This window comes from Shigella sp. SIG6 (assembly GCF_053555815.1).
Map to the genome: position 1 here is coordinate 14813 of NZ_JBQZXC010000040.1, position 14409 is coordinate 29221.

The following is a 14409-nucleotide window of genomic DNA, read 5'->3' on the forward strand; positions in this document are numbered from 1 at the left end:
TTATTGCACTGCAAACTGCTGACGGACTTTACGCATCAGCAAGAAAATCCACGGCCAGAGCACCCCATTGACTACACTACTCCAGAACACTTCCGGTCTGAAAGAGACGTTAATCACTAAAAACTCTGCCCAGAAAACAATAATATCCACCACCAGCGAAAGCAACATGACGACCAGCGCCTGCTGCCATAATGCGAGGTTGCGGAAAAGCTGGTATTTCAGCGCCACCAGGTAAGCAATGATGCTCATCGCCAATACGCGTACGCCAAGCATCGAGCCGCTGATCAGATCCAGTATGGCACCCATCACAAAACCTGTGCCCACATTTACGCGATGGGGCAAGGCCAGGATCCAATACAACAAGATAAGTAACACCCAGTTTGGCCGGAAAACAATCAGGTTATCCGGCCAGGGCATGATTTGCAGCAACAGCGCAATGAGGAAAGAGAGCCAGATTACCCAGCGTCCCTGGCTACGATAGCTCGCCACTATTGCCCTCCCGGCGCACGCGCAGGCGGTTGAGCACCACTTTGCGGCGGCGTAGCCCTTTGTGGAGAGCGATTAGCAGCGGGCTGTGTCGGCGCAACAGGCGCAGTAGCTGCATTTCCTGTCGCCGGTTGCTGCGGAGTCGGCTGAGCGATCCCCGTTGCCGGTTCAGGTAACTTTGGCCCCATCGCGTCTGGCGAAGGCAATACCTGCGGCATCATCTGCATCAGACGTTCATTAGCAACACGATGCACCTCTTCCGGCGTCATCGGGTTAGCGCCGTTACGATCCGCGCCCCACAGCAGCAGCAGATAACGCAAACGTTGCAGTCCTGCAGTCGGACGCGCCTGGATCACAGTATAAGCGCGCTGGGTATCGAGTTTTACGGAAGAGACAACCGCGACCGGATAGCCTTCCGGGAAACGACCGCCCAGACCGGAGGTCACCAGCACATCACCAACACGAATATCCGTATTCGCTGGCAGATGCTCAAGCTGCAAATCATCCGTACAACCGTTACCGGCTGCAATTACGCGGATATCGTTGCGCAGCACCTGGATTGGCAGCGCGTGGGTCGCATCACAAATTAGCAGCACGCGACTGGTCAGTTTAGCGACGGCCACCACCTGACCAACAACACCTTTGTCGCTGATGACCGGCTGGCCTTCATAAACGCCATTAACGCTACCTTTATCGATAACAACTTGATCGCTATAAGGATCGTTAACCGTGGAGATAACCTGAGTCACCATTTTCTGCTCATCCTGACGCAGCGGGGAACCCAGCAGCTCGCGCAGACGCGCGTTCTCCTGTTTGTATTGTCCAAGCATCAGCAGTTCACTGTTTTTCAGCAACAGTTCCTGACGTAACGCCCGGTTTTCAAGTTCTAGTTGGTCACGCGAGGCCAGCGTCTGCGATATGCCATCCAGCAATTCACGAGGAGCATTGGAAACAAAGTAGAAAGGACTGACGGCGGTATCCATATAAGTACGGATTTGACTGAACGTCCCCAGGCGGCTGTCGGCAATAATAATGCCGAGCGCCACCAGCACCGCCAGAATAAGGCGAATCTGTAGCGACGGGCCACGGCTAAAAATTGGCTTCATAAGTTATGCGTATTCTCGTATCAGACCAGGCAGGGTAAACAGACGCTTCCCCTGCCTGCATCCGATTACTCTTCGCTGAACAGGTCGCCGCCGTGCATGTCGATCATTTCCAGCGCTTTGCCGCCACCGCGCGCCACACAGGTCAGCGGGTCTTCAGCAACAACGACTGGAATGCCGGTTTCTTCCATTAACAAACGGTCAAGGTTACGCAGCAGTGCGCCACCACCGGTGAGCACCATGCCGCGCTCGGAGATGTCGGAAGCCAGTTCCGGCGGGCACTGTTCCAGTGCAACCATTACCGCGCTCACAATACCGGTCAGCGGTTCCTGCAGTGCTTCGAGGATTTCGTTGGAGTTCAGGGTAAAACCGCGTGGAACACCTTCTGCCAGGTTACGGCCACGAACTTCGATTTCACGGACTTCATCGCCCGGGTAAGCCGAACCGATTTCGTGCTTGATACGTTCTGCGGTGGCTTCACCGATCAGAGAACCGTAATTACGACGCACATAGTTGATGATAGCTTCGTCGAAACGATCACCACCAATGCGCACGGAAGAGGAGTAAACCACGCCGTTCAAGGAGATAACAGCAACTTCAGTGGTACCACCACCGATATCAACCACCATAGAACCGGTCGCTTCAGAAACCGGCAGGCCAGCACCAATTGCGGCAGCCATCGGTTCTTCAATCAGGAAGACTTCACGGGCACCAGCGCCCTGCGCGGATTCACGAATTGCGCGGCGTTCAACCTGGGTCGCGCCAACCGGTACACAAACCAGAACGCGCGGGCTTGGACGCATAAAGCTGTTGCTGTGCACTTGTTTGATGAAGTGCTGGAGCATTTTTTCAGTCACGAAGAAGTCGGCGATAACGCCGTCTTTCATTGGGCGAATGGCAGCAATATTGCCCGGCGTACGGCCCAGCATCTGCTTCGCGTCATGACCTACTGCAGCTACGCTTTTCGGTGAACCGGCACGATCCTGACGAATGGCCACCACGGAAGGCTCATTCAATACGATGCCTTGTCCTTTTACATAAATGAGGGTATTCGCAGTACCCAGGTCAATGGACAAGTCATTGGAAAACATGCCACGAAATTTTTTCAACATACTAAGGGATAATCCTGAAAGCTGGGGCGGAAAAGAAAATCCGCTTACTTTACCAACCACACGCAGCAGCGACAAGGCGCAAAAATCATCTGCTACGGTGAAAATTAGTGCAGTTCGTTTCCTTTGTTACAAATCTCTGCCTGAGTCCAGAAAGGCTTAATGCATCAGCAGCATTCCTCGCCTGTTTGCAACCGCGTAAGGTCATTCATCTGCATATGTGCTGCAACAATCTGGCGAGCAGACAAGCACACTCCCATGAGACGCAGCGCGCGTTATTCTACGTGAAAACGGATTAAACGGCAGGTTAAACCGAGTATCTTTGTGAATATTTTTTCACGTTAGTATCAAGTGGCTGTGAGGACGCGAAAAAATCCCCTTGCCCGCCTGTAACACCGCGCTGAATCAGGGTCTGCCACTCGCTTCGCGAACGCACGCCGGTGGCGTAAACGTGGGTGCTGGTCCCGGAGCAGGCTTCCACCAGGCTTTGAACCAGCAGCTGGTTCTCCGTTCGCTTCTCAATGTTCCTGACCAGCCCCGGATGGAGCTTGAGTAACTCAACATTAAGTTCTTTGATCCAACTGGTGCTTACCAGCGTCAAACCAGCCTGGTTGACGGCTACCCGTACCCCTAAAGCATTCACTAAACTAATAACAGGTTGTAAACGACTGATATGTTGACCTACATCGGCCTCTGCAAGTTCAATAATTATGCGTTTTCGTTGTGATTTTTCACATTGCATTAACGTATCGCGCAGCCAACGCTGAAAACGCGGACGAATCAGCGACTCAACGGTAACCTGAATCGCCAGATTTTCCTCTGGCCAGTAACGCAATAGTGGAATAAGACGGCTGATTTGCAGACGGTCATACTCTTCCGATAAGCCAAACTGCAAGACCATCGGCATATACTCCGCCGAGCTAACCTCTTCATTACCATCGAAGATGCGGCACATGAGTTCGCGATGATGAACCTGACCTTCGCGAGTAACCGCCGGTTTTTGATAAAGGCGCGGGCCGCCGCGACTGAGCATTTGCTCGATAAGCGTACGCCAGCGAACATTACCGCGTCCTTTTTCAGGCAACGAGTCATCATAAATAGCCCAGCTATTGCCACCCTGCAATCCCACATTACGCGTGGCAGACTCTGCATGTTCCATTACCTGCTCGGTATCCTGACCACTACGCCAGGCACAGATACCAATGTGGATCATATCGTCGCGATCGAGCATTTTATTGTTCGGCAAGGTATCGACGGCTTTGATTAACTGACTGGCTATGCTCTCTGCCTCTTTTAACGTCCGGTGCGGTAACAGCGCAGCAAAATCACTGCGGTGGTAACGCGCCAGCAGTGCGCCAGGGTAGCGCATCATAAATGTCGACAGCAGATTCGTCAGAGTGAAGAACTGTTCTTCAACCTGGCTGTGCCCCCAGGTATCGCTCAACATATTGAAATCCGGCAGACGAATCATCATCACGATCCCGTGGGTACCTACTTTCTCCTGATCTTCCAGTAACGTTGCTAACTGATTATCGAAAAAGAGTCGGTTATTGAGGCCGGTTTTCACGTCCTGTGCGGCATAAGAGCGGATCAGCGTATCAAGACGGCTGTGTTGTTCGCGTGCGTTCTGAATTTCACGAAGCAGCGTATCCAGCGCACTGCTGGTTCTGGGCGGCCATTCATAGATGGTTCCCAACACATTAGAGCCACGCTCACCGTTTAAGATACGAGTAGCCCGGGTTTCCAGCAATTCTTGCCCGGCAAGTTGCCGTTGTAACCAGCGTACCGCCAGAAAGAGCATAAGAATGATAAAGCCAATCGCCCCCGTGAGCGGCGCGGTGGTCATCAACGAATGGAAATAGTTGCCCATCGGATCCTGATAAACCAGACGCAACGACATCCCCGGATGCTTTATCAACGGAACGCTCAGTTCACGAAACAGATCGCTGGTGCCAACCGGACGATAACTACCATTTCTGGCCAGGGTATAAACCTGTTTATCACCATGCAGCAGGTCTACACGAACGATATCTGCTGACACCATTAATTCGGTAATTTGTGGCCTTAATGCGCTGAAGTCATTCGACACAAGGTGGGTATCAATCGCCGTCGCCACCGCCTGAACGCGATGACTAAACTTATACTGAATGGCGTTGTAGAAACTTAGCGACAGCCCAGCAAAGTCACAAAAATTGTTAACCCGGTGAGCAGCGTAACAAAGGCCGAAAATTTCGTCGTTAATCTCATCCTTGTGTTAACTCCGATAGTGAGGAAGCGGGCATACTAGCAAATCAGATTTATCTCGCAATTTATTGCGCTTCATCGGCTTTGCTTTTCCATTAGCGAGTATAGTCTTCAGAAATTATTTTCCAATCCATCATGCACATGAGGACCACTTATGCAGGCGTTACTTTTAGAACAGCAGGACGGCAAAACTCTCGCATCAGTACAGACTCTGGACGAAAGTCGCCTGCCGAAGGGCGATGTCACGGTCGATGTTCACTGGTCGAGCCTGAACTATAAAGATGCGCTGGCGATTACCGGTAAGGGAAAAATCATCCGTAATTTTCCGATGATTCCTGGGATCGATTTTGCCGGAACTGTACGCACCAGCGAAGATCCGAGTTTTCATGCCGGTCAGGAGGTGTTACTCACTGGCTGGGGCGTTGGTGAAAACCTCTGGGGTGGGCTGGCGGAGCAGGCGCGAGTGAAAGGTGACTGGCTGGTTGCCATGCCGCAAGGGCTGGACGCGCGTAAAGCAATGATTATCGGTACTGCCGGTTTTACCGCCATGCTGTGTGTGATGGCGCTGGAAGATGCCGGTGTTCGCCCGCAGGACGGGGAGATTGTCGTGACGGGTGCCAGTGGTGGCGTCGGCAGTACCGCCGTGGCGCTGCTGCATAAGTTGGGTTATCAGGTCGTTGCCGTTTCCGGTCGCGAAAGTACCCATGAATATCTGAAAAGTTTAGGTGCCAGCCGTATTCTCCCTCGTGATGAGTTTGCCGAATCCCGTCCTCTGGAAAAACAAGTCTGGGCTGGGGCAATTGACACTGTTGGCGACAAAGTGCTGGCAAAAGTGCTGGCGCAAATGAATTACGGCGGCTGCGTGGCGGCCTGTGGTCTGGCGGGTGGTTTTACTCTGCCAACCACGGTCATGCCATTTATTCTGCGTAATGTCCGTTTGCAAGGGGTGGATTCAGTAATGACGCAACCAGAACGCCGCGCACAAGCCTGGCAGCGACTGGTCGCCGATTTACCGGAATCATTCTATACCCAGGCGGCAAAAGAGATATCTCTATCAGAGGCACCGAACTTTGCCGAGGCCATCATTAATAACCAGATCCAGGGTCGCACGCTGGTGAAGGTTAACTAACCATTTAGCAAGGAATAATAAGAGAGGGAACTCATTTTGACATCATTATTCAATCGGTTAACGGGAAAAGCGGTTAGCCGGACAGCTTTCGTCGAACACCTTGGTCAGGAAGTTGTACAACATCATCCAAACTGGAAAGTCATGATTTCGACTGACCACAAATTGATGCGCATTGATACTCCTCTAAACAGCCATTATTGATACGCCTCCGTCGCCTGTTAGGTTTATGGTGCTTTGCCTGGGCGACACTACGCTTAACCTGTTACTGATTTCTGGTACCATGGGGTGAATAATCTGATTTTATTTGACTACAAATTAACCACTCGAACCTATTTAATGCTGAGAATTGTCAGTTGGTTGATTTTGCGTGCTTTAGCATTCACATCTATCCAGACGATGCAGTGAAAATTGGGTAATCCCCAGCAACCGCTGCGTAATGTCGTCTATCTTGTCGCGATCCTGGCATCCCTACATTATTTGTGGTCTGTGAAGATTATCTCATTGCAGCCCCTCATCTTCGCAGGGCTGGCTTTTCAGCTTTTCACCTTACGTTATAAGAAGTTCCGTCGATGATGGCGCTAATTTCGTGAATTGTGCGGCTTGTTGCAAATTACACGGTGTTGAAGGTTATTTACATGTTAGCTGTTGATTATCTTCCCTGATAAGACCAGTATTTAGCTGCCAATTGCTACGAAATCGTTATAATGTGCGACCTCGTCCTCCCTGACGCAGTTTTTGCGCTGCGGAAAAGGTGACATTGGCGCAACGAAGGTATATTTTGTTTTTTGCCGGAGGATAGCAGCAGATCGCTGCATAATGTCCGTCAAGTCTAACATTGACACTCTGGGGCAAAATAGACCGGCGTCCCGGCCTGCTGGAATTTATCGCTATGCATACAGCTGTCGGGGCATACGCTTTACAGACGGCGGTGAAACGCCTGTCACAATCACACTAAACAAAGAGTACGGAACCCACTCATGGATATTCGTAAGATTAAAAAACTGATCGAGCTGGTTGAAGAATCAGGCATCTCCGAACTGGAAATTTCTGAAGGCGAAGAGTCAGTACGCATTAGCCGTGCAGCTCCTGCCGCAAGTTTCCCTGTGATGCAACAAGCTTACGCTGCACCAATGATGCAGCAGCCAGCTCAATCTAACGCAGCCGCTCCGGCGACCGTTCCTTCCATGGAAGCGCCAGCAGCAGCGGAAATCAGTGGTCACATCGTACGTTCCCCGATGGTTGGTACTTTCTACCGCACCCCAAGCCCGGACGCAAAAGCGTTCATCGAAGTGGGTCAGAAAGTCAACGTGGGCGATACCCTGTGCATCGTTGAAGCCATGAAAATGATGAACCAGATCGAAGCGGACAAATCCGGTACCGTGAAAGCAATTCTGGTCGAAAGTGGACAACCGGTAGAATTTGACGAGCCGCTGGTCGTCATCGAGTAACGAGGCGAACATGCTGGATAAAATTGTTATTGCCAACCGCGGCGAGATTGCATTGCGTATTCTTCGTGCCTGTAAAGAACTGGGCATCAAGACTGTCGCTGTGCACTCCAGCGCGGATCGCGATCTAAAACACGTATTACTGGCAGATGAAACGGTCTGTATTGGCCCAGCTCCGTCAGTAAAAAGTTATCTGAACATCCCGGCAATCATCAGCGCCGCTGAAATCACCGGCGCAGTAGCAATCCATCCGGGTTACGGCTTCCTCTCCGAGAACGCCAACTTTGCCGAGCAGGTTGAACGCTCCGGCTTTATCTTCATCGGCCCGAAAGCAGAAACCATTCGCCTGATGGGCGACAAAGTATCCGCAATCGCGGCGATGAAAAAAGCGGGCGTTCCTTGCGTACCTGGTTCTGACGGCCCGCTGGGCGACGATATGGATAAAAACCGCGCCATTGCTAAACGCATTGGTTATCCGGTGATTATCAAAGCCTCCGGCGGCGGCGGCGGTCGCGGTATGCGCGTAGTGCGCGGCGACGCTGAACTGGCACAATCCATCTCCATGACCCGTGCGGAAGCGAAAGCTGCTTTCAGCAACGATATGGTTTACATGGAGAAATACCTGGAAAATCCTCGCCACGTCGAGATTCAGGTACTGGCTGACGGTCAGGGCAACGCTATCTATCTGGCGGAACGTGACTGCTCCATGCAGCGCCGCCACCAGAAAGTGGTCGAAGAAGCACCAGCACCGGGCATTACCCCGGAACTGCGTCGCTACATCGGCGAACGTTGCGCTAAAGCGTGTGTTGATATCGGCTATCGCGGTGCAGGTACTTTCGAGTTCCTGTTCGAAAACGGCGAGTTCTATTTCATCGAAATGAACACCCGTATTCAGGTAGAACACCCGGTTACAGAAATGATCACCGGCGTTGACCTGATCAAAGAACAGCTGCGTATCGCTGCCGGTCAACCGCTGTCGATCAAGCAAGAAGAAGTTCACGTTCGCGGCCATGCGGTGGAATGTCGTATCAACGCCGAAGATCCGAACACCTTCCTGCCAAGCCCAGGCAAAATCACCCGTTTCCACGCACCTGGCGGTTTTGGCGTACGTTGGGAGTCTCATATCTACGCGGGCTACACCGTACCGCCGTACTATGACTCAATGATCGGTAAGCTGATTTGCTACGGTGAAAACCGTGACGTGGCGATTGCCCGCATGAAGAATGCGCTGCAGGAGCTGATCATCGACGGTATCAAAACCAACGTTGATCTGCAGATCCGCATCATGAATGACGAGAACTTCCAGCATGGTGGCACTAACATCCACTATCTGGAGAAAAAACTCGGCCTTCAGGAAAAATAAGACTGCAAAAGCGTCAAAAGGCCGGATTTTCCGGCCTTTTTTATTACTGGGGATCGACAACCCCCATAAGGTACAATCCTCGCTTTCTTCACCCATCAGGGACAAAAAATGGACACTCGTTTTGTTCAGGCCCATAAAGAGGCGTGCTGGGCGCTGGGGCTGACCCTTTTGTATCTGGCAGTTTGGTTAGTAGACGCTTACTTACCTGGCGTTGCCCCCGGTTTTACCGGCTTTCCGCGCTGGTTTGAGATGGCCTGCATCCTGACGCCGCTACTGTTTATTGGACTGTGCTGGGCGATGGTGAAATTTATCTATCGCGATATCCCACTGGAGGATGACGATGCAGCTTGAAGTAATTCTACCGCTGGTCGCCTATCTGGTGGTGGTGTTCGGTATCTCGGTTTATGCGATGCGTAAACGGAGCACCGGCACCTTCCTTAATGAGTATTTCCTCGGCAGCCGCTCTATGGGCGGTATTGTGCTGGCGATGACGCTCACCGCGACCTATATCAGTGCCAGTTCGTTTATCGGCGGGCCAGGAGCTGCTTATAAATACGGGCTGGGCTGGGTATTGCTGGCGATGATTCAGCTTCCTGCTGTCTGGCTTTCACTCGGTATTCTCGGCAAGAAGTTTGCGATTCTTGCGCGCCGCTACAATGCAGTGACGCTGAACGATATGCTGTTTGCCCGCTACCAGAGTCGTCTTCTGGTGTGGCTGGCGAGTTTGAGTTTGCTGGTTGCGTTCGTTGGTGCGATGACCGTGCAGTTTATCGGCGGTGCGCGCCTGCTGGAAACCGCGGCGGGTATTCCTTATGAAACCGGGCTGCTGATTTTTGGTATCAGCATTGCGTTATATACCGCCTTTGGTGGCTTTCGCGCCAGCGTGCTGAACGACACCATGCAAGGGCTTGTGATGCTGATTGGCACCGTTGTGCTGCTTATTGGCGTGGTACATGCCGCTGGCGGCTTAAGCAACGCAGTACAGACCTTGCAAACCATCGATCCGCAACTGGTTACGCCACAAGGCGCTGACGATATTCTGTCGCCTGCCTTTATGACGTCGTTCTGGGTACTGGTGTGCTTTGGCGTGATTGGCCTGCCGCATACTGCGGTGCGCTGTATCTCTTATAAAGACAGCAAAGCAGTACACCGGGGGATCATCATCGGTACGATTGTAGTCGCAATCCTGATGTTCGGTATGCACCTGGCCGGAGCGTTAGGTCGTGCAGTGCTCCCCGATCTCACCGTACCGGATCTGGTGATCCCGACGTTAATGGTAAAAGTGCTGCCACCTTTTGCTGCCGGGATCTTTCTGGCTGCACCTATGGCTGCGATCATGTCGACAATTAACGCCCAACTGCTGCAAAGTTCCGCTACGATCATTAAAGATCTCTATCTGAATATCCGTCCGGATCAAATGCAAAACGAGACGCGTCTGAAGCGGATGTCGGCGGTAATTACGTTAGTTCTCGGCGCGTTGCTGCTGCTTGCCGCCTGGAAGCCGCCAGAAATGATCATCTGGCTGAATTTGCTGGCCTTCGGTGGGCTGGAAGCCGTTTTCCTGTGGCCGCTGGTGCTGGGTCTTTACTGGGAACGCGCCAACGCCAAAGGCGCGCTAAGTGCGATGATCGTTGGCGGCGTGCTGTATGCCGTACTCGCGACGCTGAATATTCAGTACCTGGGCTTCCACCCTATCGTGCCCTCGTTACTACTAAGTTTGCTGGCTTTCCTGGTCGGAAACCGTTTCGGTACATCCGTCCCGCAAGCTACCGTTTTGACTACTGATAAATAAAGAGTTTTGCCATGCCTTGGATCCAACTGAAACTGAACACCACCGGCGCGAACGCGGAAGATCTTAGCGATGCGCTGATGGAAGCGGGTGCCGTTTCTATCACTTTTCAGGATACCCACGATACGCCAGTATTTGAGCCGCTGCCGGGCGAAACGCGCCTGTGGGGCGACACCGATGTGATTGGTCTGTTCGACGCTGAAACCGATATGAACGACGTGGTGGCGATTCTGGAAAACCATCCGCTGCTCGGCGCAGGCTTCGCGCATAAAATCGAACAACTAGAAGATAAAGACTGGGAGCGCGAATGGATGGATAATTTCCACCCGATGCGCTTTGGTGAACGACTGTGGATCTGCCCTAGCTGGCGTGATGTGCCGGACGAAAACGCCGTCAACGTGATGTTAGATCCAGGGCTGGCGTTTGGTACGGGTACCCATCCAACCACCTCTCTGTGCCTGCAATGGCTCGACAGCCTCGATTTAACCGGTAAAACAGTCATCGACTTTGGCTGTGGTTCCGGCATTCTGGCGATCGCGGCGCTGAAACTGGGTGCAGCAAAAGCCATTGGTATTGATATCGATCCGCAGGCGATTCAGGCCAGCCGCGATAACGCCGAACGTAATGGCGTTTCTGACCGTCTGGAACTCTACTTACCGAAAGATCAGCCAGAAGAAATGAAAGCCGACGTGGTGGTCGCTAACATCCTTGCAGGCCCATTACGTGAACTGGCACCGTTAATCAGCGTCCTGCCGGTTTCAGGCGGTTTGCTGGGCCTTTCCGGTATTCTGGCAAGCCAGGCAGAGAGCGTTTGTGAAGCTTATGCCGATAGCTTCGCACTGGACCCGGTCGTGGAAAAAGAAGAGTGGTGCCGTATTACCGGTCGTAAGAATTAACCTTCGCATCGCCGTAGGGTGACGCGGGGCGAAGTGCGAGCAAGCTCACAAAAGGCACGTAAATTTGCCGATTATTTACGCAAATTTGCGTGCCAAAATTTTCATTCATAAAGAAAAATTGAGAACTTACTCAAATTTCTTTGAGTGTAAATTTTAGTCACTATTTTCTAATATGATGATTTTTATGAGTAATTATCGCACCACGCTCATTTTAAATGCAATTCTTTGATCCATCTCAGAGGATTGGTCAAAGTTTGGCCTTTCATCTCGTGCAAAAAATGCGTAATATACGCCGCCTTGCAGTCACAGTATGGTCATTTCTTAACTCATGCGCATCGGACAATATCAGCTCAGAAATCGCCTGATCGCAGCGCCCATGGCTGGCATTACAGACAGACCTTTTCGGACGTTGTGCTACGAGATGGGAGCCGGATTGACAGTATCCGAGATGATGTCTTCTAACCCACAGGTTTGGGAAAGCGACAAATCTCGTTTACGGATGGTGCACATTGATGAACCCGGTATTCGCACCGTGCAAATTGCTGGTAGCGCTCCGAAAGAAATGGCAGATGCAGCACGTATTAACGTGGAAAGCGGTGCCCAGATTATTGATATCAATATGGGTTGCCCGGCTAAAAAAGTGAATCGCAAGCTCGCAGGTTCAGCCCTCTTGCAGTACCCGGATGTCGTTAAATCGATCCTTACCGAGGTCGTCAATGCAGTGGACGTTCCTGTTCCCCTGAAGATTCGCACCGGCTGGGCACCGGTACACCGTAACTGCGAAGAGATTGCCCAACTGGCTGAAGACTGTGGCATTCAGGCTCTGACCATTCATGGCCGTACACGCGCCTGTTTGTTCAATGGAGAAGCTGAGTACGACAGTATTCGGGCAGTTAAGCAGAAAGTTTCCATTCCGGTTATCGCGAATGGCGACATTACTGACCCGCTTAAAGCCAGAGCTGTGCTCGACTATACAGGGGCGGATGCCCTGATGATAGGCCGCGCAGCTCAGGGAAGACCCTGGATCTTTCGGGAAATCCAGCATTATCTGGACACTGGGGAGTTGCTGCCCCCGCTGCCTTTGGCAGAGGTTAAGCGCTTGCTTTGCGCGCACGTTCGGGAACTGCATGACTTTTATGGTCCGGCAAAAGGGTACCGAATTGCACGTAAACACGTTTCCTGGTATCTCCAGGAACACGCTCCAAATGACCAGTTTCGGCGCACATTCAACGCCATTGAGGATGCCAGCGAACAGCTGGAGGCGTTGGAGGCATACTTCGAAAATTTTGCGTAAACAGAAATAAAGAGCTGACAGAACTATGTTCGAACAACGCGTAAATTCTGACGTACTGACCGTTTCTACCGTTAACTCTCAGGATCAGGTAACCCAAAAACCCCTGCGTGACTCGGTTAAACAGGCACTGAAGAACTATTTTGCTCAACTGAATGGTCAGGATGTGAATGACCTCTATGAGCTGGTACTGGCTGAAGTAGAACAGCCCCTGTTGGACATGGTGATGCAATACACCCGTGGTAACCAGACCCGTGCTGCGCTGATGATGGGCATCAACCGTGGTACGCTGCGTAAAAAATTGAAAAAATACGGCATGAACTAATTCAGGTTAGCTAAATGCTTGATTAAAAAGGCGCTACTCGGCATGGGGAAGCGCCTTTTTTATAGGTGTCACAAAGGGAGTGACCATGAGAACAGGATGTGAACCGACCCGGTTTGGTAATGAAGCTAAGACCATTATTCACGGTGATGCCCTTGCCGAACTTAAAAAGCTACCTACTGAAAGCGTCGATCTGCTCTTTGCCGACCCACCGTATAACATCGGTAAAAATTTTGATGGTCTGATCGAAGCCTGGAAAGAAGATCTGTTTATCGACTGGCTGTTTGAAGTGATTGCAGAGTGCCACCGCGTTCTGAAAAAGCAGGGCAGCATGTACATTATGAACAGTACGGAAAACATGCCCTTTATCGATCTCCAGTGCCGCAAGCTTTTTACCATCAAAAGTCGCATCGTCTGGTCATATGACAGTTCTGGAGTACAGGCGAAAAAACACTACGGCTCCATGTACGAACCCATCCTGATGATGGTGAAAGACGCAAAGAACTACACATTCAACGGTGATGCTATTCTGGTAGAAGCCAAAACCGGATCGCAGCGCGCGTTGATCGATTATCGCAAAAATCCTCCACAGCCATACAATCATCAAAAAGTACCGGGTAACGTCTGGGATTTTCCGCGCGTGCGTTATTTGATGGATGAATATGAGAACCACCCGACGCAAAAACCGAAAGCCTTACTGAAACGCATTATTCTCGCCTCTTCCAACCCAGGCGATATCGTTCTCGACCCGTTTGCCGGTAGCTTTACTACCGGTGCCGTAGCCATCGCCAGCGGACGAAAATTCATTGGTATTGAGATCAACAGCGAGTACATCAAAATGGGGCTTCGACGGCTGGATGTCGCGTCGCATTACTCCGCGGAAGAACTGGCGAAAGTGAAAAAAAGAAAGACCGGCAACCTGTCAAAACGAAGCCGGTTAAGCGAAGTTGACCCCGATCTCATTGCAAAGTAAAGGAAGTGTAAGCCTGGTTTTCAGATTATTCATTTCGTGTATATTTCCTGCCAGACTTGGTTAAACATGCACAGGCTCAGGTAATGATTCGCAAGTATTGGTGGCTCGTCGTTTTCGCTGTCTTCGTTTTTCTGTTTGATACTTTACTGATGCAGTGGATTGAACTGCTGACAACAGAAACAGACAAATGCCGTAATATGAACTCAGTTAATCCACTAAAACTGGTTAACTGTGACGAACTGAATTTTCAGGACAGAAT

13 protein-coding genes and 1 pseudogene are annotated in these 14409 nt (G+C 51.4%); 10 read left to right on the forward strand and 4 right to left on the reverse strand.

Annotated elements, in window-relative coordinates:
* From mreD to csrD, 4 genes and pseudogenes are all read right to left on the reverse strand, one after another.
* Positions 1-489 (reverse strand): rod shape-determining protein MreD, encoded by a 489-nt coding sequence (gene mreD, locus ACUU1M_RS09190; RefSeq protein ID WP_000179406.1) that lies wholly within the window; start codon positions 487-489, stop codon positions 1-3.
* The gene (gene mreC / locus ACUU1M_RS09195; protein ID WP_000802500.1) at positions 489-1592 is read right to left on the reverse strand and encodes a rod shape-determining protein MreC; all 1104 of its coding nucleotides are present in this window, start codon (positions 1590-1592) and stop codon (positions 489-491) included. Before mreC ends, mreD begins: the two co-directional genes overlap by 1 nt.
* A gap of 65 nt (positions 1593-1657) precedes the next feature.
* Positions 1658-2701 (reverse strand): rod shape-determining protein MreB, encoded by a 1044-nt coding sequence (mreB, locus tag ACUU1M_RS09200; protein ID WP_000913396.1) that lies wholly within the window; start codon positions 2699-2701, stop codon positions 1658-1660.
* 304 nt (positions 2702-3005) lie between these two features.
* Positions 3006-4945 (reverse strand): annotated as a pseudogene (gene csrD, locus ACUU1M_RS09205) (RNase E specificity factor CsrD).
* Positions 4946-5096: 151 nt separating this feature from the next.
* Between csrD and acuI the strand changes: the two are divergent.
* The 10 genes from acuI to ACUU1M_RS09255 form a co-directional block, all read left to right on the forward strand.
* Positions 5097-6071 (forward strand): acrylyl-CoA reductase (NADPH), encoded by a 975-nt coding sequence (acuI, locus tag ACUU1M_RS09210; protein WP_001148491.1) that lies wholly within the window; start codon positions 5097-5099, stop codon positions 6069-6071.
* Positions 6072-7048: 977 nt separating this feature from the next.
* Positions 7049-7519, forward strand: coding sequence for an acetyl-CoA carboxylase biotin carboxyl carrier protein (gene accB / locus ACUU1M_RS09215; RefSeq protein WP_000354622.1), 471 nt, complete (start codon positions 7049-7051; stop codon positions 7517-7519).
* Positions 7520-7529: 10 nt separating this feature from the next.
* The gene (accC, locus tag ACUU1M_RS09220; RefSeq protein ID WP_000884639.1) at positions 7530-8879 is read left to right on the forward strand and encodes an acetyl-CoA carboxylase biotin carboxylase subunit; all 1350 of its coding nucleotides are present in this window, start codon (positions 7530-7532) and stop codon (positions 8877-8879) included.
* Between the two features lie 108 nt (positions 8880-8987).
* Positions 8988-9230 carry a YhdT family protein gene (locus ACUU1M_RS09225; protein ID WP_000381163.1) on the forward strand — a complete coding sequence of 81 codons (243 nt, stop codon included), beginning with the start codon at positions 8988-8990 and terminating at the stop codon, positions 9228-9230.
* The gene (panF, locus tag ACUU1M_RS09230; RefSeq protein ID WP_033811040.1) at positions 9220-10671 is read left to right on the forward strand and encodes a sodium/pantothenate symporter; all 1452 of its coding nucleotides are present in this window, start codon (positions 9220-9222) and stop codon (positions 10669-10671) included. The genes ACUU1M_RS09225 and panF overlap by 11 nt, the downstream gene beginning before the upstream one ends.
* 11 nt (positions 10672-10682) lie before the next feature.
* Entirely contained in the window at positions 10683-11564 is an 882-nt protein-coding gene (gene prmA / locus ACUU1M_RS09235) for a 50S ribosomal protein L11 methyltransferase (RefSeq protein WP_001145827.1), read from the forward strand.
* 328 nt (positions 11565-11892) lie between these two features.
* A complete protein-coding gene (gene dusB, locus ACUU1M_RS09240) occupies positions 11893-12858 on the forward strand; it encodes a tRNA dihydrouridine synthase DusB (RefSeq protein ID WP_001219648.1) in 966 nt (321 codons plus the stop codon).
* Between the two features lie 25 nt (positions 12859-12883).
* Positions 12884-13180 (forward strand): DNA-binding transcriptional regulator Fis, encoded by a 297-nt coding sequence (fis, locus tag ACUU1M_RS09245; protein WP_000462905.1) that lies wholly within the window; start codon positions 12884-12886, stop codon positions 13178-13180.
* Between the two features lie 85 nt (positions 13181-13265).
* Positions 13266-14150, forward strand: coding sequence for an adenine-specific DNA-methyltransferase (yhdJ, locus tag ACUU1M_RS09250; protein WP_001258933.1), 885 nt, complete (start codon positions 13266-13268; stop codon positions 14148-14150).
* Between the two features lie 83 nt (positions 14151-14233).
* A partial coding sequence (locus ACUU1M_RS09255; protein ID WP_283671818.1) for a DUF2556 family protein occupies positions 14234-14409 on the forward strand: 176 nt, incomplete at its 3' end.